Genomic DNA, 19,472 nt, shown 5'->3' with positions numbered 1-19,472 from the left:
GATAAGTCGTGGCAAGGGTAAAGGGGTCTTCCCCCTTTTTGCCCTTTTTACCGTTTTTCCCGTATCCACCATCCGAGTATGAACGACAGCACACGGCCCAACAACCCGCCAAGCACCGGTCAAACCGCCTCCGAGAGCTCGCGGGAAAGCACATCACCAATTACGCTTGCTGCGTATGTGAGTGTTTTACGGAGAGCGTCAAAGGAAATCTTGCCGTCACTGCATAAAATCGAGGGGCCGGAGCGTCGAATGGTGAAGGAACTCATGGACGCCAGACTGCTCTCCGACGCCAGAGTAACTTTTGGTGGTAGCGGGCCATCAATCGTAGATTCCATAGTCCTAACCCCTGCAGGGGCGTCTGCTTTGGCAGAGTGGTCTGAGTTTCTCCGAAAGGAAAGTTTTGGGTATAAAATTGGTGACACAATCCTTCGTGTACTTTGGGTGTTGGTCGGTGCTTTGTGCGCATTGCTTCCAGACATCATTCGTGCCCTATCGTAGTCAAAATGGCTAACCCATCCATCACACGGACGCTGCGCGATGAAACCGCGCAGCACCGGTTATGTCAAATATGCAATGAATGAAATGTCCAACTGGAATCTTAGCTCGTAGGTTGGGGTGAGGCACGAACCCCAAAATCAACAAGGTCGCCAATCGTTGGGTTTCATTTCATTCAACCCAACCTACGGGTTGTTGCCATTGAAGATGACGCGGTGCTCGGCGGCAGTATGGGGTTTTTATATTCCGCTCATAATGTTGGTTGCAATCGCGAGGAGCCTTGTAATCGGATAAAACGTTTAGCGGTCGTGTCAACTCGGACAGAAAACGTCATATATGCAATGAATGAAACGTTAAACCGGAATTTTATGAAAACACTAAATTATTCGTCACACCGGCGAAAGCCGGTGTCCAGTTCTTTGATTTTTCTGGATTCCGGCCTTCTCCGGAATGACAAGTTTAGAATAATTCAGCGACTTTTTAGTTAACCAGCAACCCAATTCATTCCATTTAGTGAGGTAGCTACCCATGCAAACCCGTGAAGAACGCGACACCATGGGGCCGGTGCAAGTGCCCGCCGAAGCATTATGGGGCGCGCAAACGCAGCGCTCGTTGCAGAATTTCAAGATTTCAAGCGAGCGTATGCCAGTGGCGTTAATTCATGCGCTGGCCAAGGTCAAGCGTGCGGCTGCCAAGGTCAATCACGATTTGGGATTACTCAATGCAGCCAGCACTGCGGCGATTATCGAAGCCGCCGATGAGGTGATCGCCGGTCATTTCGACGACCAATTTCCGTTGGTCGTATGGCAAACCGGTTCCGGTACGCAGACTAACATGAACGTGAACGAAGTATTGGCCAACCGGGCATCGGAAATTCTCGGCGGCGGGCGCGGCGCCAGCCGGATCGTGCATCCGAATGACGAGGTCAACAAAGGTCAATCGTCCAACGATGTGTTTCCGACCGCGATGCATGTGGCTGCGGTGCAGGAATTGCAGCAACGGCTGATTCCGGCGATTCAGCAATTGCGTGACACGTTGGCGGGCAAATCGCAGGCGTTCGACAGCATTGTCAAAATCGGTCGCACGCATTTACAGGATGCCACGCCGTTGACGCTGGGACAGGAATTTTCCGGTTACGTGGCGCAACTGGATCATGGCCTGCGCCATGTTGAAGCTGCAATGGCGCATGTGTGCGAACTGGCACTGGGTGGCACGGCGGTCGGCACCGGATTGAACGCGCACCCGGAATTCGCTGTGCGCGTAGCCGCTGAATTGTCGCGTCTGACCGGTTTGCCGTTTGTCACCGCGCCGAATAAATTTGAGGCGCTGGCGAGTAACGATGCGTTGGTGCATGCGCATGGCGCGTTAAAAACGCTGGCGGCGTCACTGATGAAAATCGCTAACGATATCCGCTGGCTGGCGTCCGGGCCGCGTTGTGGCATCGGTGAATTACGCATCCCTGAAAATGAACCGGGCAGCTCCATCATGCCGGGTAAAGTCAATCCGACGCAATCGGAAGCCATGACGATGGTGTGTTGCCAGGTCATGGGCAATGATGTGGCCATCAATATGGGTGGTGCGATGGGTAATTTCGAATTGAATGTGATGAAGCCGCTGATTATTCATAATTTCCTGCAAAGCGTGCGGCTGCTCGCCGATGCCATGGTCAGTTTCAACGAGCACTGTGCCGTCGGCATCGAGGCCAATATTGAGCGTATCGATATGTTGATGCATCACTCCCTGATGCTGGTGACGGCATTGAATCCGCACATCGGCTACGACAAAGCCGCTGAAATTGCCAAAAAGGCGCATCGCGAAGGCATCACACTCAAAGCGGCGGCGATTGCCACCGGCTATGTCACTTCAGAACAATTTGAATCCTGGGTTATTCCGGAGAAAATGGTAGGAAAGTAGGGCGGTTTAATTGCCCTGCTTTACGGTACACACCATGCCATCAACCAGCAAAAAACTCGATCCAGCAACTCGACGTGAACGTTTTGCGTGGTGTATGTACGATTTTGCCAATTCGGGCTACACCACCGTCATACTGACCGCTATCTTCAATGCTTATTTTGTCGGCGTGGTGGCCGCTGAGAGCGGTAATGGCTATGCCACATTACTTTGGACATTGACCATGGCTTGCGCCAATGCGCTGGTTTTGCTCAGTGCGCCGGTGGTAGGGGCTATCGCCGATTATTCCGGTGCAAAAAAACGTTTTCTGGTTGTTACGACAGTGGGCTGCGTGCTGTTTACCGCATTATTGAGCCTTGTCGGTCCTGGCGATATTATCCTGGCGGTTATTTTAGTTATCCTCGCGACTTATATGTTCGCCAGCGGTGAGAATCTGATTGCGGCATTTTTACCTGAAATCAGCACGCCTGAGACGATGGGGCGGCTTTCCGGGTATGGTTGGGCGCTGGGTTATTTAGGCGGCTTGCTTTCTCTGGTTTTATGTCTGGCTTATGTGACGTATGCTGAAAATAAAGGATTGGATGCCACACATTACGTGCCGGTTTCCACGTTGATTGTCGCTGCTTTATTTGGTATCGCCGCTTTACCGACGTTGCTGTGGTTGCGTGAGCGCAGCGGTATCTCAAATTCAATCCAAAATGTACATGTGCTACGGAAGGGGTTCGAACGGCTAAGAATTACGCTACGTTATGCCAACCGTCACACTGATTTATTCCGCTTTTTAATCGCATTAACCACTTATTATTCCGGTATTCATATCGTTATTGTGCTGGCGGCAGTGTATGCGCAAGAAGTGATGGGGTTTAAAACCCAGGATACGATTATCCTGATTATGGTAGTGAATGTAACGGCTGCTATCGGCGCCTTTCTGTTTGGCCATCTGCAGGACCGGATTGGTTCCAGTCGATGTATCGCCATTACTTTGTTGATCTGGATTGCGGCGATTATTTGCGCTTATTTTGCCACGGATGAGAGTTTATTCTGGATCGCTGCCAATTTAATTGGCACTGCACTGGGTGGCGCACAATCTGCGGGCAGGGCATTGGTAGGGCAGTTTACGCCGTCCGGGCGTCAAGGGGAATTCTTCGGTTTATGGGGGTTGGCTACAAAACTATCAGCGATCATCGGCCCGCTTACTTATGGCGGAATGATTGTCGTATTTGAGGGGGATCACCGGATAGCGATACTCAGCACACTGGTATTTTTTATCCTCGGACTTATGCTTCTTGCGACTGTGAATGAGAAGAGAGGGCGGGAAATGGCTAAAATCGAGTATTAAGCGACTTTCTCTAAACTAAAGATAAAAACCAGAATAATTTTATGATTACGAAGATGGGTTTATTTTTTAAAGCGCCTGTAGGAACAACTACAGATCCTACAGGGTATCATCTAAGTCAATTACACGACATTTAACGATAAATTATTTCTATTGCTATAAACTACTATTGCTTAGGTGGAAGCTCATTACGACCTTCAGCTGGTTGACCTTCATGTGTTGTTCCGTAACTCGCGTCACTTGCACTTTCTGGTACTGTTGGTTTGCCACAAGCTACTAATGTTAATGCAAAAAATGTTGCAACTAAAAATGCTGAAATTTTCATTTATGGGGACATCCTTAAAATTTATAAAAAGTAACACTAGTTTTTCTTTGTCACAATGAAACTATAGCATGTTACGCGTCGTAACCTTGCATTAAATTAATTTTAGATAAATTATTCAGATGAAAAAATAAGCTTGATCAGTTGAAAAGTTTGTTGCGATTAGCTGCTGAAAACTTCTGGATGACGTCGTTTTTACGTATCGTCCAGATGTTCGACAACACTTACTTATGACCGTTGAAAGCGAGTTACATCTACCACTGCGCATCATTTTATTTGACACATACCCGTAATAAGTACGTAACAAATCTCCTTTAGCATCTCTTAAAGGCGATGAATTTCGATGTAGTCGATGCAATTTCATTGCCTGGAAAACAATATAACCATTCCAAGTTTTTAATGACTAAAGGTTTTTTATTATGAGATTAAGTAATCAATGGATGTGTTTCACCAAAAACACCTTGAGTTTAGGTGTCATCGCGGCGCTTTCAGGTTTTGCAGTAGCTGATTCCTCAGATACCGACAAATCATATTTTCAACGTATCGCTACCTATCTGGTATGTGAGAATACCAGTTGCGATAGAAATTTGTTTGGTGATACGGTGGCTGAGATTGTTGCAGCTACTGAAGATGGAAATACCCTGATTTATACGGATAGTCCCACAGGAAAAATTGGCTTTGTAGATATTCGCGATACCGAAAACCCAATCGGTTTAGGGACGCTGAATACAGCCGGAGAACCCACATCCGTTACAGTTGCTGGCAATTATGCCTTGGTTGGGATCAATACATCAGCTAGTTTTCAGGAGCCCTCAGGAATTTTAGCGGTGTACCATCTACCTTCTTGCTTGGCGAAGATTTCCAATTGTTCACCTGTTCGTGAAATCAACATGCAGGGTCAGCCGGATTCTGTGGCTATCAGTCCAAACGGGCGATATGCAGCAGTTGTCATCGAAAATGAGCGCGATGAGGATGTCATTGTGGCCGGTGTGGAAGGTGGTTTGCCGCAGTCGCCAGCAGGCTATCTGAACATTATCGATGTGGTGGGCGCACCCGAAAATTGGGCAGTACGCCAAGTCGATCTGACAGGTCTGGCGTCGTATGGTGGTGATGATCCTGAACCGGAGTTTGTCAGCATTAATCACAACAACATTGCCGCTGTGACGATGCAAGAAAACAACCACATCGTGTTCGTGAATCTTGTCAGCGGCAAGGTAGTGCGGGATTTCAATGCCGGCACCGTCACGCTGGACGGTATTGATACTGCTGATAATAAATTAATTGATTTCACCAGTTCTTTAATCGATGTGGCACGTGAACCCGATGGTGTTGCATGGCTGGAGAATAATAAGATCATCACTGCTAACGAAGGAGATCTTTTTGGTGGTAGCCGCGGATTCAGCGTATTCAATCGTAGCGGCAAAGTGATCTATGATTCTGGCACTGAATTCGAATACTTGGCTGCTTCAGCAGGACATTATCCTGAGAAACGTTCTGATAACAAAGGAACTGAACCGGAGAGCGTCACAACTGGCCGGTATAAAAATGAGCAATTTATTTTCGTGGGATCCGAACGTGGCAATTTTGTCGGCGTGTACCAAGCGGATGATAATAAATTGGATTATAAGCAGATATTGCCAACGGGCGCGGGTCCGGAAGGCTTGCTTGCCATTCCAAGCCGCAATCTTTTCGTTGCCGCTACCGAAGTGGATTCACCCGTGCGCTCTCAAATCAATATCTTCCGCCTAGAACGTAAGCAAGCTGCATACCCTCAGATCAAATCCATAAGGCAGTCCGATGGCAAACCAATTGTCTGGGGCGCATTGTCGGCCCTATCTTCCGATAAGTACGATGGAGAACGACTGTATGCTGTTCATGATAGCGTTTATAACGAAAGCCGCATCTATAGCATTGATATCAGCGATTTTCCAGCAAAAATTACCCACGCAACGCAGCTATTGAAGAATGGTGCGGCTGTCAACTATGATCTCGAAGGGATAGCGCAACGTAGTGATGGCAGCTTCTGGCTCGTATCTGAAGGAGCCGGGACGTCGACGACTCGCAATTTACTCATTGAGGCGCATCGTGATGGTAGGGTGGTTCGCGAAATTCGCTTACCAACTGCGGTTGAAGCATTACAACAAAGTAATGGCTTTGAAGGTGTCGCCGTAATCGGAAAAGTAGGCAGGAATGAGCAGGTTTACGTGGCTTTTCAGCGGGAATGGAAAAATGATCCGGTTGGCATGGTACGAATCGGTCAATATACGCCAGCTTTGGACCTGGATCCATTTACCGAAGAAGGGGAATGGAAATTCTTTTACTATCCCCTTGATTCTGTCGAATCTCCGGCAGGTGGCTTTGTGGGTTTATCCGAAATTACCGCGCTGGGAAATGATAAATTTGCAATTATCGAGCGTGATAATCAGGCAGGCCCGGATGCGCGAATCAAACGTGTTTATCACATAGATATCAATGGTGTTATGCCCAAAACACAAACAGAAGGTAATTTTCCGATATTGAACAAGACCCTGGCGATCGATGTATTGCCCGCAATGCAGGCTGGTAAAGGTTGGGTTCACGATAAATTGGAAGGATTGGCACGAGCAGGCGACGGAACGGTTTATGTCGTTACCGATAACGATGGCGTTGACAACTCTACGGGCGAAACGCAATTCCTGAATCTAGGTAAAGTATTCAATTAATTCACTACGCATTCCCAGCAAGGCGCTGCTGAGCAATCGAAGCGGCGCCTTTTATGAGAATAGAGTACTTTTTGTTTTACCAAGCTTTAAAAAATCCACCTAATAGCAATTAATAGTTGCGAATATTGTTTTTCTAACAGCCTAATTTCTTACGCCAAGAAAGTAAAAAAAGAGATATGTTCTGGATACTTCGGTGATTCTATACAACCACAAAGCGATATACAGCTTTGAAGATACTGATGTGGTCATTCCACTTACTGTGCTGGAAGAATTGGATCATTTTAAGAGGAATAATGACATCAAGAATTTCGAGGCGAGGGAGCTCATACGAATCATGGGTCATTTCAATGTGGGTATGCAAGAAAAGACTAGATGTCAAAGCCAGCACTGGTTAATCAGCTATCATCTCAGAGTCAAATTTGATTAATTTCCGGGAGTGCAGAACCCATAGTGGCGCAGAGGAAGGGTGTAATTTTATGAATTTTCCGGCACTGAACAAATTTACGATCAAAATTTCTTTCTCATTGCTTAGCTACGAGCAATAACATGACCCGTTGCTGAATCATTTGCCTGCAACTTGTAACGTATTTGTATTCAGATACGATGGTATTAATACACGGATTGGTCTTGGGCTGATGCTAAAATCGACCGTGCTTTCCGCCTCAATATCACGATTGCGGAAATAATCACCATCGACTTGCAAGGGATAAGCCTGGTCATGCAATGTACATGAGATACTTTTACCGGAAAAATATTGCATAGGTAAGCTAGCTGGCTTACGCTGCAGAATTCTCATGGCTTTGATCAGTTCATGCTGATGCCGTGCGCCTGGTAAGAAACCAAGAACAAGTTCGTTTTTTGATGGGTTAGCAGCAGGAACAAGCTGTAAATTTCTTGCATACGCTGAATTGTTGGCTACGATGATATAGCCAGACCCATGATCAATGACTTGCTCGCCATCCACACTGACGGAAACAGTAGGATGATGCAATGAACATAAAGCTTTTAATCCATGCCAAATATAGATCGAGTCATTGAGCGGGCCTTTTCTTTTGCCAATATTTTTGACGGTGAGTGAATCCAAACCCATCGATGCCATATGGAAAAAAGGTTTCTCACCTTTGATGCCTTTACCGCTGATCAGACCATAAAATTGCTGCAGGCATGTTCCCGAGGCTATTGCCCGGAGTAAATCATCGGCATGGATGCTCATTTCATAGGAACGTGCAAACAACGATTCATTTCCACCCGGGATAGCATAAATAGGCGTGTCCGTTTTATTGATAGCATCTAACAATTTTCTTATCGTTCCATCTCCGCCGACTACGACGACAAGTTCACTCGTAGCGATGTTATCTGAAAGGCGCGTATATCCTTTCATCTTTTTTTCAGAGGTGCATACTTCAACATTCTTTCCATGGAGGGTAAGTTCCATTTCCAGCTGACAGGCAAGTGCTTCTGTGTTTCCTGCGCTGGATATCGGGTTAAAAATAATTAATATTTTTTCCGGGGAGGGTATTTTAATAACCATCTGATTAGTTTGGAATAAGAGATCGTCTTTCATGGATGGTGTTGAGTGTTTTTAAAATCATGGATTGAAAGGTAACTTTAGTGAGTGCATCCGATCAGATTAAGACCAGTCAACCGGTATTACCTTTACGTCTGCCCAGATCTGATTACACCAAGACTGATCAATCGGCGGCATGCCTTCCTTTATCCATTGCACCAGATATTTGGCGGTGTTGGGATAGGTAACTCGAATGGCTTTGGTTTCATACAGCCATTGCTCAATAATCCTGGAATCGACTGTGTGCATCATTTTTCCATAGCCTAATGTTTGCAAAGCGGCTGCATTAGAAACTTGTTCCATCTGCGCATGTAGCGGTTTTACCAGGATTTTCTTACCTAATTGTAAGGATTCGCTGGCCAGTTCAAAGCCGGCATTGCAAATGATTCCGGCGCAATCCGATAGATCTTTCTGGAATCCTTGCAGGGATAACGGTTTGCAATGCACATGCGCATAAGAAGAGGGTACAACCTCTGGAGAATACATAAAAAATTCAAATGCTTTAAATGGCGCTAACAGTGCCGCCATACGATGTTGATCCTCGAATGGCAGATAGACAATAATTTTATTTTTTTGTATTTGCTGGGAGATGATGGGGGTTTCAATAACCGGCGGCAATATGGGCTGATCGAAATGATGCCAGTGCAAACCAATGCCGATATCGACAGGAGCGAAATTTTTCATAACCGCCTCAGAGAGCGGATCATTGCCTGCACGCGGTATGTTATGGTGGAATGCATACTGATGATTGATGCCGATAGTTTCCTTATTTTGCCGGCGTGCTGCCCATGCGGTTACGGGCTCGTAATCACAAATGACCAGATCGTAACTGCTTAAATCCAGTTGCTTGATGTCTCTAAGAAAATTGAACGGTTTGGATTGCAGTACTGTTTTGATAGGACTGAGTTTGCCGTTTTTTGTGCTGAAAGTTAAACCATCACGCCATTGATAGCCATTAAAGACTTCCATATCAAAAAATTTATCTTGCGGCCTGCCGGTAAACTGATAGGTAACCTCAAGATTTGCAGCCTGAAATTCCCTGGCCATAATCCGGCCGCGCGTGATATGACCATTGCCCGTTCCTTGAATACCATAAAATATTTTCATTTCAGCACGGCCCCTAAACGGATGAGTACGGCACTGATATCCAAACCAAATGATTGGATTGCATTGTGGAAGCTTTGTGGGATTGTTGGTGGCCGTGTATCAATTGACCACTTGAATAGCATTAAATTATTTTGATGAGCGTTTTTCTGTGGCTTCATAGTCTCAACTTTGTTGAATGAAACCAGAGCAGTTTAGTGATTTGATATGACAAGAAAATGACCGATATTTTGCTTTTATGTGACAGTTTTATTAATGCGCATGCAGCTAAACGGGAGAAAAAACGCCAACGTCAGTTTTGCATCCAGTGCTGGATTTGTTCGCGTTGATTGGCATACCATAGCTTGCCGATATCCAATGCTTTTTGTTGGAGCGCCGAATTATTGGCGGAATCCATATTGCCGGGCATATCGTAGTTTTTCAGATAATGATTGATATACAGCACACGATTACCCAAAACTTCTTCGGTCATTCTGACATTCGCCATCATCTTCTCTCTGAGAATGATGGAGGCGATGCCTTTCGCCGACCATTGCACACCGCCGTATCCGCACGCTTTGGCACCGCTTACTGCAAAGCTGCGCCAGCCCGATCCGATGGAGAGCATTTTTATTTCATACTCTTTCCAGTATTGCTTGGCATGAAGATACGCGCTTAAGCCGGGATTATTCATGCCGACACCGCCATCGATTCGCCAGTTACCATCTTGCATTTGCACGGGCGGGTAGAACGATGGGGCAGCAGTGCAGGCATCGGCTATCTCGCTTAACAAAAAATCCGTTTGACTGTCATTGGTGAAAACTTCCAGTTGATCCTGATCCAGATTGAAACAAGGAATAAATATCCGTTTGTTGAGTGACGAGAGCCTCAGATTTTCCAATTCCTTTTGTAGGGTTAGGTTTTTCGAGTCACCTTTGAATTTGGGATGAAGTTGCAGCGTACTGAATAACCGGCGCAACCAGTGCTCCGCCATCATTTTTTCCAGCAATCTTTCTTGTAAAACCTTTTGAATGATTTCTGTTGCACTCAAACGTCGTCCCAGGATCAAGCAGGTGATTAATCCGCCCGAAGAAGAACCGGCGATCAGGTCAAAGAGATCATAGGTTGAGGCGCCAGTGTCCTCTTCCAGACATGCCAATACGCTCAATTGAATCAACAGATGGCTGCCGCCGCCGTCCAGGCTTAAAACCGTTTTGGGTAACAGTGAGTGTTTCAAATTGTTTTAAGCTGCCTTTCTATTGGCCAATAATTCTTCTTGCAACAGGCTTTTATATTGCTCAAACCGCTCAGACCAGAAAACCAATTCCAACGAGCCATCGTTATGTTCCAGCAAAGTCGAACAGCTTTCTACCCAATCGCCGTCATTGCAGTAAAGGATCGAATTGATTTCTCTTAATTCAGCATGGTGAATGTGGCCACAGACGACACCATCGACACCGCGATCTTTTGCCAGATGTGCCAATGCGTCCTCAAAACTGCTGATGTAGCTGACCGCATTTTTAACGCGCAATTTTAAGTAGGCCGCGAGTGACCAATAAGAAAACCCGAAGAACTTTCGCATGCCATTGATATAATGATTCAGATCCAGCAGGGTGTCATAAGCGACATTCCCCAGTTTCGCAAGCCAGCGGCTATTTTTGACGATGACATCAAACTCATCGCCATGCATTATCAACAGCTTTTTACCTTCAGTCGTGGTGTGTACATAATCTTGATGAATTTCAACATTACCGAATACATGACCGATGCAATCCCGCATTCCTTCATCATGATTCCCCGGTATGTAAATTACTTTAGTGCCATGCTTGGCTTTGCCTAAAATAGACCGGACCACGTTGGTATGCTCTTGCGGCCAGTAAGGATTCTTTTTAATACTCCAGAAATCAACAATATCGCCAACCAGGAAAAGATAGTCGGTTTCAACCGAATGCAGGAAATGCAACAATGCATCAGCCTGACAACCGCGAAATCCAAGGTGAACATCTGAAATCCACACGCTTCTTACTTTGATAGGGGCTTTATTCTTCACCATATATGCCTTTTAATTGGATTAGTGATGGCATGACAGCATAAAGCGCCTTTGTTAAGCTTCTTTGAAGTATTTGTTAAATATTCATGAAGTATTTATTAAAAAAGACAGTAGGGGGAGTTTTGCAATGATTCTTTGATGCGTATGAGCATATTCCAGTAAGATCCGCTTTTTATGGTAACTATTTTTACGGTAAGCACTTTAATACACAATGCACGCCACAACCGCCCTGAAGCTATCATTACCTGAATTGCAACAAGTTGAAGCGATTATTCAGGAGGATAATAATGTACATCTACACAGTAAGGTGCTTTGTCATGTGCCTTGCGATGATGATCTACTGCCAATTTACGCGCTGACACTCGGGAATATCGCGCAAGATATTCCGTGTGTGACTTATGTTGCCGGTATCCATGGTCTGGAGCGCATTGGCACGCAAGTAGTCATTGCTTTTCTGGAAGGTCTGCTCGAACGCCTTAAATGGGACCGGGTCCTGGCTGATATTTTGCAACGGGTGCGGATCAATATTTTACCCATCATCAATCCGGTCGGCATGCTGAACGCTACGCGTGCCAATGGGCAGGGTGTCGATCTCATGCGCAATGCGCCGGTGGATAGCCACGAAAAAACCATCTGGCTGGCTGGAGGGCACCGGATTTCATCGGTGTTGCCGTGGTATCGGGGAAAGTCCGGTGACGCCATGCAACCGGAAGCACAAGCACTGTGCGATTTTATTAAGCAGGAAGTCTTACCTGCACCGTTTAGCCTGGTCCTGGATTGCCATTCCGGTTTTGGTTTTCGCAACCAGATCTGGTTTCCGTATGCCAAAAGCCGGCTGGAGCCGATTAAACATCTCAAAGAAGTTTATTACTTGCGCCAGCTCTTTATGCAGACTTATCCGCATCAGGATTATTTGTTTGAGCCGCAATCACAGCATTATTTGACCCATGGTGATCTGTGGGATTTTCTTTATCAACAATCGCTGGCGAGCAACAATGTTTTCTTGCCCTTAACGCTTGAAATGGGCTCGTGGCGGTGGATTCGCAAAAATCCGCTGCAGTTGCGCCGATTGCAGGGTTTATATCACCCGGTCAAACCCCACCGGTTGAATCGCGTGCTGAGAAGCCATTTAATTCTGATGGAATTTCTGTTGCACGCGACCTTGTCGTATCAGAACTGGCTCAATCAAAGCGAGATGCCGGGATTGGAACAACAAGCACGGGCGTTATGGTATTCATGAGGGATAGCGAGCATTTCGTGCTGATTCGGGGATTATTGCGTGAGGCACGGCACTGGGGAGAATTTTCCGGAAGTCTGCAACAGCAATTTCCCTGCGCCATGATCAGCACACCGGATATTCCGGGAAATGGCCAGTTGCATCAGGCCATCAGTCCAAAAACCATTGCGGAGATGACTGAAGCATTGCGCGAGCAAATCAATACAACCCAGCCACTCCGATTGATCGCGCTTTCCATGGGCGGAATGATCGCGATGGATTGGATGACGCGGTATCCGGACGAAGTGGAAGCGGCAGTTCTCATCAACACCAGCGCAAGACCGTTATCGCCGTTTTACCATCGTTTGCGCTGGATGGTTTACCCCCAAGTCATCCAAATGATTTTTCATGCGGCTGCACAAAAGGAAGCGGATATCCTGAGTCTGACTTCAAATCGTCACAGTCACGACAGAAAACTGCTGGAATCCTGGCAACAGTGGCAACAACAAAATCCGGTATCAAAGGCCAGCGCCAGAAACCAGTTTCTGGCCGCTGCAAAATTTTCCATCACGAACAAACCGCAGCAACCCATACTTATTGTGACCAGTATGGCTGACCGTCTGGTGGATTATCGTTGTAGTCTGAAATTGGCGGAAACTTGGCAAATCGGCTATATGCAACATGAGACGGCCGGTCATGATTTGCCGCTGGATGAACCGGAGTGGTTGGCTGGTGCTATCAAGCAATGGTTTGAGCTGCAGATGGATGTTTAAGTTGTAGCCGAAGAGCCGACCATATTCCGGTTGAGTGTGATGTGGTTTTATTATGCGCTATTGAGCAATAACTCAGGCAGCAACTTCAATATACTGAACGATACTTGTTGGTTGTGGTACAGGCAAACCATCTCCAATCATCCCTTCGATATGCAGTCCAATTGCTTCACGAATTTCCCGCTCTGTTTCTTCAATCGTAGAGCCGGTCGCGATGCAACCAGGCAAATCGGGCACATAGGCTGAGTAGTTATTTTCTGCTTTTTCGACAACGATTGCATAACGCATGATTTACTCCTTTAGTTTTGCTTGCTTGAGTATGCTATTCAAAGTGCCCGGTGCTAAATCATCGCCAGGTTTCCCAGATACAGTTACGCGACCGCTTTTGTTTTGATTGGATGCTTGAATTGTCGATGGCTTCCTCGCATTGTGACAAGATACCAGCCATCTTGTTTCAGCATTCTCAATATTTCATTAACTTTCATGTAAGTAGGGTAGTAAATTACAATAATTTTCCCATAATTCCTAATGTGATGGTAAGTACACAGTTAGCCAAACCAGAATCAATGACAGAACGATACAACTGTTACCAGATAATGCGTGTCTTTGATTACCATCTGCTGGTTATTATGTTTGATTGCAAGACTCGATCCTTGCTCCTGTTCAGTGATATCGAGAAAGATTAGATCGAGTGTTACGTTAGATCTATCCACGTTTCCAGTTAGTGAGAGAAATTTTTGGTTTTTTCTGAATTTCTTCGATTTGTTTCTTGTAAGTATAAACCACAAAGAAAAGGACAATAATTGCACCAATTAATAGGAGTACTGCTGGCAGCAGCGATAATGATAATTTCTGCGCCCATTCTAGCGGCAAGAGCTTATCAATTTGCAACCACTCAAGGAGAACATGAAGCGATCCTGAGAGGAATGAAAATAGCCACGCTGCCCATTTAGCTGAAGTACTCGGCAGGAAATCGATTACTTTGAATGGAGGTTCCATGAATTTCTGCCTTAACAAAAATTAAACTTCAGAAATGGATGAAAATTATCTCGTCAGAAGTGAGTTCCAATACAGTAAGCCTTATGATGTTTCCTTGTGTTTTATGGCGGCAAGTTAAATTATTTTGATCATACCAAACTTTGCAAGCTCCACAGAGATAAGACCAATAAATCAGTAAAAAATTGAACGTCATTCTTTTGTCACATTGATCCTCTATCTTATCAGCATTCAATTGCTATGCTGGGAGCGGAATTATGCTTGACGTGGATACCTTGCTGAAAGATTATTTTCAAAATACGGATGAGACGAGTGATAAGCCGCTGATGAAGGCTGCTGCTTCGGTCTTGAAGAAGCTATTTCATCAGAAAGAAATCAACGCATTCATTGAAACACACCGGCATTTGGAAGGGTTGGAGTTCAATGATGCGGTGCTGGAGCATTTTAATTTTAGCTTTCAGGTTTCCAGCAAAGATCGTGCACGTATCCCTGATCAGCGCCGGGTGCTGATTGTCGCAAATCATCCGCTCGGTTCTCTGGACGGGCTGGCGCTGCTTAAGTTGGTGTCGGAGATCAGAACCGACGTGAAGATTGTCGCAACGACTTTGTTGAACTGCATTGATCCGCTGCAAAGCTTGTTTCTTTCGGTGGGTAATTTAGCGGAATCCGCGAATCATCGTGACAATTTGAACCAGATTGTTGATGCATTGGAAGCGGAGCAGGCTGTTATTCTATTTCCGACCGGGGAAGTATCGCGTATTTGCCCGCTGGGTGTTCGTGACGGCAAATGGAAAACCGGGTTTTTATCGCTGGCCAAGAAAACCAAAGCACCGATTGTTCCTGTTTATATTGGCGGCAAAAATTCCACACTATTTTATGGTCTTTCGAGCCTCTACAAACCGCTGGGTACGATGATGCTGGTCAATGAGATGTTCAACCAGAAGGGCAGTGAAATTTCATTCCGGATTGGTAAACCGATCCCATGGGAATCCATTGCGGCAATGGATTTATCTAAGAAAGCCGTGGCAAAATTGATGCGCAAGCAGGTCTATTTATTAGATAAAAAGAAGAAAAAAGAACTGTTTAAGCCGATTGAAAATATTATCCACCCCGTCCGCACCAAATTAATCCGCAAGGAGCTGAAGGCGTCGCAACTGATCGGTAAAACCCAGGACGGCAAACATATTTATCTGTTTGACTATATGCCGAATTCCAGTGTGATGCGTGAGATTGGTCGGTTGCGCGAATTATCTTTCCGGCAGGTGCAGGAAGGTACCGGCAATGCGTTGGATATCGATAGCTATGATCGTTATTACCGGCACTTGATTCTGTGGGACGAAGACGAATTGGAAATTATCGGCTCCTATCGCATTGGTGAAGCATCCAAAATTCTTAAGGAACATGGAGAATCAGGGTTGTACACCCATAGCTTATTCGAGTTTGATTCAGCGTTTGTTCCTTATCTTGAACATGCCATCGAACTGGGGCGCAGTTTCATTCAACCGCGATACCAGGGGAAACGCAGTCTGGATTATCTCTGGTACGGGATTGGCGCGTATCTATATCAGCATCCAGAAATACGTTATATGGTTGGACCAGTTTCGCTGAGTACTGCTTTGCCTGAGTCTGCGCAAAAAGTGATTGCAGGTTTTTATACAGAACTTTTCGGTAAAGACGAGCTACTTGCTAAACCCAGGTTGCCGTTCGAATTTGAGCAAGTAGAGGATTTTACGCCATTCAAGAAGGTTGCGGATGAGGTTGAGTACAAACAAGCTTATACGATTCTGAAAGAAAAAATGGATGAATTCGGCGTGAAGGTTCCGGTACTCTATAAGCAATATGTGGAACTATGCCAGCTGGGCGGTTGCGAATTTCTGGGGTTTAATATCGATCCAACCTTTTCTAACTGTGTCGATGCGCTGATTCTGGTGCATATCGATACCATTAAAGAAAAGAAAAACCAACGCTATATTGAAAGCCATGCAATGGTCATGCAGAGTCTAAACTCCGCATAGTGAAGCTTATGAACATCCGGGCATTTTTATAGGTGGCGTGCGATGACTTGATTGCCGCCATTTGATTTGGCTTGATTAATAGCATCATGGGTGGCTTTAAATAATTCAGGGAAACTTTCGATCGAATCCGGTTGCATCTCTGCGACGCCAAGGCTTGCGGTCACATTCAGGTCTGATGGATGCAAATTTTCAATAGCTTGCCGTATTTTTTCTGCAATGATCGTTGCATTAGAAATATTGCAGTGGGACAGTAACAAAACAAATTCTTCGCCATCATAACGCGCAACGATATCTTCTTTGCGAGTAGGTTTAACTAATTCGGAAGCAATCTCTTTCAATACCAAATCACCCGTTAAGTGACCGTAATTCTCATTGATTATATTGAATTTATCGATATTCACTATAATCAGGCTATAGGGAATACTATGACGTGTTGCTTCGCGCAATCTTGATGAAACAGCTTCCATCATAAAGTAGCGATTATACAAACCGGTCAATGGATCCTTTACTGTTAATTCCTGCATGACATGTTGCTGGGCGACTGTCTTATCCAGTAACTTCTTACTGGTAATTAGATTGCTGACTCTTGCAAGCAATTCTTCTTGGATTAGGGGTTTGGTAACGTAATCATTGGCTCCCAAGCGCAACAATTCTACTTTGTGTGCGGTATCATCAAGCACCGAGAATACCAATAAGGGCACATATTTTTTATTATCCTCAGCAAGGTGCCGTAATGCTTTGACAGTTCCCTGGCCATTTAATTTGCCTTTGAGCAATATATCGGTCAACACTAAATCGTAGGCATTCTTCTGGAATGCTTCTAACCCCTCTTCACCCGTGGCGAAATGATCGACGGTATAGCCGTTGTCTCTTAACACCGCCGATGTTAAGTTGACAACTGATGGACTGCCTTCAATATATAAGATGTGCCCCGACATGGTTTTGCTGCCGTTTTTTCTAGAAAACTGAGCAGCATAACTGGTGATTTTGTCCAATTCATGTTTAGCAAATATTTTTGTTACACCTGCTGAAAATGCTTCGTCCAATAATTCTTTATCTTCATTCGAAGTAACCATAACCAGCGGTATTTGCCGGGTGCGGGAATCGGCACGCAGATGTGACGAAAACTTTGGACCATCCATATCCTGTAAATGCATTGCAATAAATACCAAATCAAAAGGCTGCTGCTTAAGCAATGTCAGGGCTTCTTCGCCGGTTGAAACCTGCTTTGTTTCAAGTCCGCCAGATTCAATCGCAGACGATAGAAGTTTTTGATACGTTCTGGATGGTTCAACGATAAGTCCTTCCATATTCTAATACCCCTTCAATCACATAAATCTGGTTGCAGACTGTCAACAAAACCGGTCTGTTACGATATGAGAAAGGATATCGACATCAATATTGATTTCTTTTAGAAAGTTTGTGAAATATGAAATTTATTTTTGGATGTTTGGACTTAAGGTTGTCGAGATGTTACGCATCCTGGAAATAATCATGGCAATCGAGCGGGAATTCGAAGTGTGATCAACCATATAGCGTAACCATGCTATGGTTTAATTTAGAATGTTTACGCGATTTAAAAAACAAAGTGCGACAGCGAACAGACACGTGCCAGGAGTTTACGCGAAAATTTTATTTTAACACTTCATGAAGATATCTTATGACTACTTCTAATACCGCAACATCTGACGTACTCAAACAAGAAAAAACTGGTATCACTACTGTTCCTATACAAACGCAGGCAAGTGCAGTTTCTTGGGGTGCTATCGTGGCTGGAGCGGCAGCAATTGCTGCTCTATCGCTTATCCTTCTTATTTTGGGAACAGGTTTGGGACTATCTTCGGTATCGCCGTGGTCGCACAACGGGGTCAGTGCTATGACTTTCGGTGTATCAACCATCCTTTGGCTGACCTTTACACAACTTTTTGCTTCCGGAATAGGCGGTTATCTTTCCGGCAGACTGAGGACAAAGTGGATTGCAGTACATTCGGACGAGGTTTACTTTCGCGATACCGCGCATGGTTTCTTGGCTTGGGCTGTCGCTACGCTTGCAACTGCAGTGATACTAACTACGGTAATCGGGTCGATCATCAGCGGCGGAATACAGGCTGGAGCTACCGTGGCGAGGGGTGTTGCCACCACTGCGGCGGCTGCAACTGTAAGTGTTGCTTCCACTGCAGGGTCTGGGATAGTGAATTCCAATTCTGAGAGTAGCTCAATGGATTACTTCATTGATTCACTGTTCAGGAAAGATGTGAGCACAGATTCAAGTGCGGTTATACCCGCAACCGGAACACTCGAAGTTGCCCGTATTTTCATAAATTCCATACAAACGAAAAACCTCCCCGAAGAAGACATTCGTTATATAGGTCAAGTGGTAGCACAGCACACCGATTTGACTCAACAAAATGCTGAGAAGCGGGTAAGAGATACATTTACCCGTATCCAGGAAAAACTACAAGATGCTGAAACAATCTCAAAAGAAGCGGCTGATCAAGCACGTAAAGCTTCCTCTTATGCATCGCTGTGGTTGTTTATCTCGCTACTTATCGGTGCATTCGTTGCCAGTTTTTCGGCCACCTACGGCGGTCGGCAACGGGACATGTAATTACACAACTAACTCATTAAGGAAACAAACAAAATGCGTTCAATACTTTTATTTCTTATAGGTGTCCCCATTCCTATTATTATTCTCATAGCGTTATTCGTGCACTAGGGCCTGTTAACGGTATTTCATATCATATGTTCAGAAAAATTTGGGATGCCGTACCGGCTTTTTCCAAAATTCAGATGAATATGTTCATAATTTATTTAATCCTAAATAAGGAGTAGAAAATGTTTAATTGGGCTCTTACATTTTTAGTTATCGCATTAATTGCAGCTGTTTTAGGGTTTAGTGAAATCGCAGGTACTGCTACGGAAATAGCATGGATTGCATTCATAGTCGGTATCATCATGGCTATAATTTTCTTTATAACAGGTAGACGTACTCCCCCCCCATAATCAATT

At 45.1% G+C, this 19,472-nt stretch carries 20 protein-coding genes; 10 read left to right on the top strand and 10 right to left on the bottom strand.

Annotation, left to right across the window (positions count from 1 at the left end; translation table 11 throughout):
* The first annotated feature begins 210 nt into the window (after positions 1-210).
* The 3 genes from K2P83_RS06925 (at position 211) to K2P83_RS06915 (ending at position 3,745) form a co-directional block, all read left to right on the top strand.
* Positions 211-498: a hypothetical protein gene (locus K2P83_RS06925; protein WP_292927636.1), complete on the top strand. Its 288-nt coding sequence runs from the start codon at positions 211-213 to the stop codon at positions 496-498.
* Positions 499-1,023: 525 nt separating this feature from the next.
* The gene (fumC, locus tag K2P83_RS06920) at positions 1,024-2,409 is read left to right on the top strand and encodes a class II fumarate hydratase (protein WP_292927634.1); all 1,386 of its coding nucleotides are present in this window, start codon (positions 1,024-1,026) and stop codon (positions 2,407-2,409) included.
* 34 nt (positions 2,410-2,443) lie between these two features.
* Positions 2,444-3,745 (top strand): MFS transporter, encoded by a 1,302-nt coding sequence (locus K2P83_RS06915; RefSeq protein ID WP_292927632.1) that lies wholly within the window; start codon positions 2,444-2,446, stop codon positions 3,743-3,745.
* 163 nt (positions 3,746-3,908) lie between these two features.
* Here the strand turns inward: K2P83_RS06915 and K2P83_RS06910 are convergent, their stop codons facing one another.
* Positions 3,909-4,067 carry a hypothetical protein gene (locus K2P83_RS06910; RefSeq protein ID WP_292927630.1) on the bottom strand — a complete coding sequence of 53 codons (159 nt, stop codon included), beginning with the start codon at positions 4,065-4,067 and terminating at the stop codon, positions 3,909-3,911.
* A gap of 416 nt (positions 4,068-4,483) precedes the next feature.
* Between K2P83_RS06910 and K2P83_RS06905 the strand changes: the two genes are divergently transcribed.
* Both K2P83_RS06905 and K2P83_RS14310 read left to right on the top strand, forming a co-directional pair.
* Positions 4,484-6,766: an esterase-like activity of phytase family protein gene (locus K2P83_RS06905; RefSeq protein ID WP_292927628.1), complete on the top strand. Its 2,283-nt coding sequence runs from the start codon at positions 4,484-4,486 to the stop codon at positions 6,764-6,766.
* Positions 6,767-6,947: 181 nt separating this feature from the next.
* A complete protein-coding gene (locus K2P83_RS14310) occupies positions 6,948-7,193 on the top strand; it encodes a PIN domain-containing protein (protein WP_363279435.1) in 246 nt (81 codons plus the stop codon).
* Positions 7,194-7,328: 135 nt separating this feature from the next.
* Here the strand turns inward: K2P83_RS14310 and K2P83_RS06900 are convergent, their stop codons facing one another.
* From K2P83_RS06900 to K2P83_RS06885, 4 genes are all read right to left on the bottom strand, one after another.
* Entirely contained in the window at positions 7,329-8,330 is a 1,002-nt protein-coding gene (locus K2P83_RS06900) for a diacylglycerol kinase family protein (protein WP_292927626.1), read from the bottom strand.
* Positions 8,331-8,396: 66 nt separating this feature from the next.
* Positions 8,397-9,440: an MJ1255/VC2487 family glycosyltransferase gene (locus tag K2P83_RS06895; RefSeq protein ID WP_292927624.1), complete on the bottom strand. Its 1,044-nt coding sequence runs from the start codon at positions 9,438-9,440 to the stop codon at positions 8,397-8,399.
* 289 nt (positions 9,441-9,729) lie between these two features.
* On the bottom strand, positions 9,730-10,653 hold the full coding sequence (locus K2P83_RS06890) for a patatin-like phospholipase family protein (protein ID WP_292927622.1): 924 nt from the start codon (positions 10,651-10,653) through the stop codon (positions 9,730-9,732).
* Between the two features lie 6 nt (positions 10,654-10,659).
* Positions 10,660-11,469 (bottom strand): UDP-2,3-diacylglucosamine diphosphatase, encoded by an 810-nt coding sequence (locus tag K2P83_RS06885; protein WP_292927620.1) that lies wholly within the window; start codon positions 11,467-11,469, stop codon positions 10,660-10,662.
* A 208-nt stretch (positions 11,470-11,677) separates the two neighbouring features.
* On the opposite strand from K2P83_RS06885, the gene K2P83_RS06880 reads away from it, so the two are divergent.
* Both K2P83_RS06880 and K2P83_RS06875 read left to right on the top strand, forming a co-directional pair.
* Positions 11,678-12,706, top strand: coding sequence for a M14 family zinc carboxypeptidase (locus K2P83_RS06880; RefSeq protein WP_292927618.1), 1,029 nt, complete (start codon positions 11,678-11,680; stop codon positions 12,704-12,706).
* The gene (locus K2P83_RS06875) at positions 12,703-13,455 is read left to right on the top strand and encodes an alpha/beta hydrolase (RefSeq protein ID WP_292927616.1); all 753 of its coding nucleotides are present in this window, start codon (positions 12,703-12,705) and stop codon (positions 13,453-13,455) included. Before K2P83_RS06880 ends, K2P83_RS06875 begins: the two co-directional genes overlap by 4 nt.
* 72 nt (positions 13,456-13,527) lie before the next feature.
* Here the strand turns inward: K2P83_RS06875 and K2P83_RS06870 are convergent, their stop codons facing one another.
* From K2P83_RS06870 to K2P83_RS06855, 4 genes are all read right to left on the bottom strand, one after another.
* On the bottom strand, positions 13,528-13,740 hold the full coding sequence (locus K2P83_RS06870; protein ID WP_292927614.1) for a type II toxin-antitoxin system HicB family antitoxin: 213 nt from the start codon (positions 13,738-13,740) through the stop codon (positions 13,528-13,530).
* A gap of 3 nt (positions 13,741-13,743) precedes the next feature.
* A complete protein-coding gene (locus tag K2P83_RS06865; RefSeq protein ID WP_292927708.1) occupies positions 13,744-13,860 on the bottom strand; it encodes a type II toxin-antitoxin system HicA family toxin in 117 nt (38 codons plus the stop codon).
* Positions 13,824-13,913 carry a type II toxin-antitoxin system HicA family toxin gene (locus tag K2P83_RS06860; RefSeq protein WP_292927612.1) on the bottom strand — a complete coding sequence of 30 codons (90 nt, stop codon included), beginning with the start codon at positions 13,911-13,913 and terminating at the stop codon, positions 13,824-13,826. Before K2P83_RS06860 ends, K2P83_RS06865 begins: the two co-directional genes overlap by 37 nt.
* Before the next feature lie 244 nt (positions 13,914-14,157).
* Positions 14,158-14,451, bottom strand: a complete 294-nt coding sequence (locus K2P83_RS06855; RefSeq protein ID WP_292927610.1) for a hypothetical protein — start codon at positions 14,449-14,451, stop codon at positions 14,158-14,160.
* 254 nt (positions 14,452-14,705) lie between these two features.
* Here K2P83_RS06855 and K2P83_RS06850 point away from each other — a divergent pair, with 254 nt between their 5' ends.
* Complete coding sequence (locus K2P83_RS06850; RefSeq protein WP_292927608.1) at positions 14,706-16,463, top strand: lysophospholipid acyltransferase family protein; 1,758 nt, start codon at positions 14,706-14,708, stop codon at positions 16,461-16,463.
* Between the two features lie 26 nt (positions 16,464-16,489).
* Here K2P83_RS06850 and K2P83_RS06845 read toward each other — a convergent pair whose 3' ends face one another.
* Entirely contained in the window at positions 16,490-17,773 is a 1,284-nt protein-coding gene (locus K2P83_RS06845; protein ID WP_292927606.1) for a diguanylate cyclase, read from the bottom strand.
* 350 nt (positions 17,774-18,123) lie between these two features.
* On the opposite strand from K2P83_RS06845, the gene K2P83_RS06840 reads away from it, so the two are divergent.
* Entirely contained in the window at positions 18,124-19,071 is a 948-nt protein-coding gene (locus K2P83_RS06840; protein ID WP_292927604.1) for a hypothetical protein, read from the top strand.
* Between the two features lie 227 nt (positions 19,072-19,298).
* The gene (locus tag K2P83_RS06835) at positions 19,299-19,466 is read left to right on the top strand and encodes a DUF1328 domain-containing protein (RefSeq protein ID WP_292927602.1); all 168 of its coding nucleotides are present in this window, start codon (positions 19,299-19,301) and stop codon (positions 19,464-19,466) included.
* The last annotated feature ends 6 nt before the right edge of the window (positions 19,467-19,472 follow it).

Origin of the sequence: Nitrosomonas sp. (genome assembly GCF_019752415.1) — a bacterium.
In the GTDB taxonomy this organism is placed as follows: Bacteria; Pseudomonadota; Gammaproteobacteria; order Burkholderiales; family Nitrosomonadaceae; genus Nitrosomonas.
This window is presented reverse-complemented; position numbering and strand designations above follow the sequence as displayed.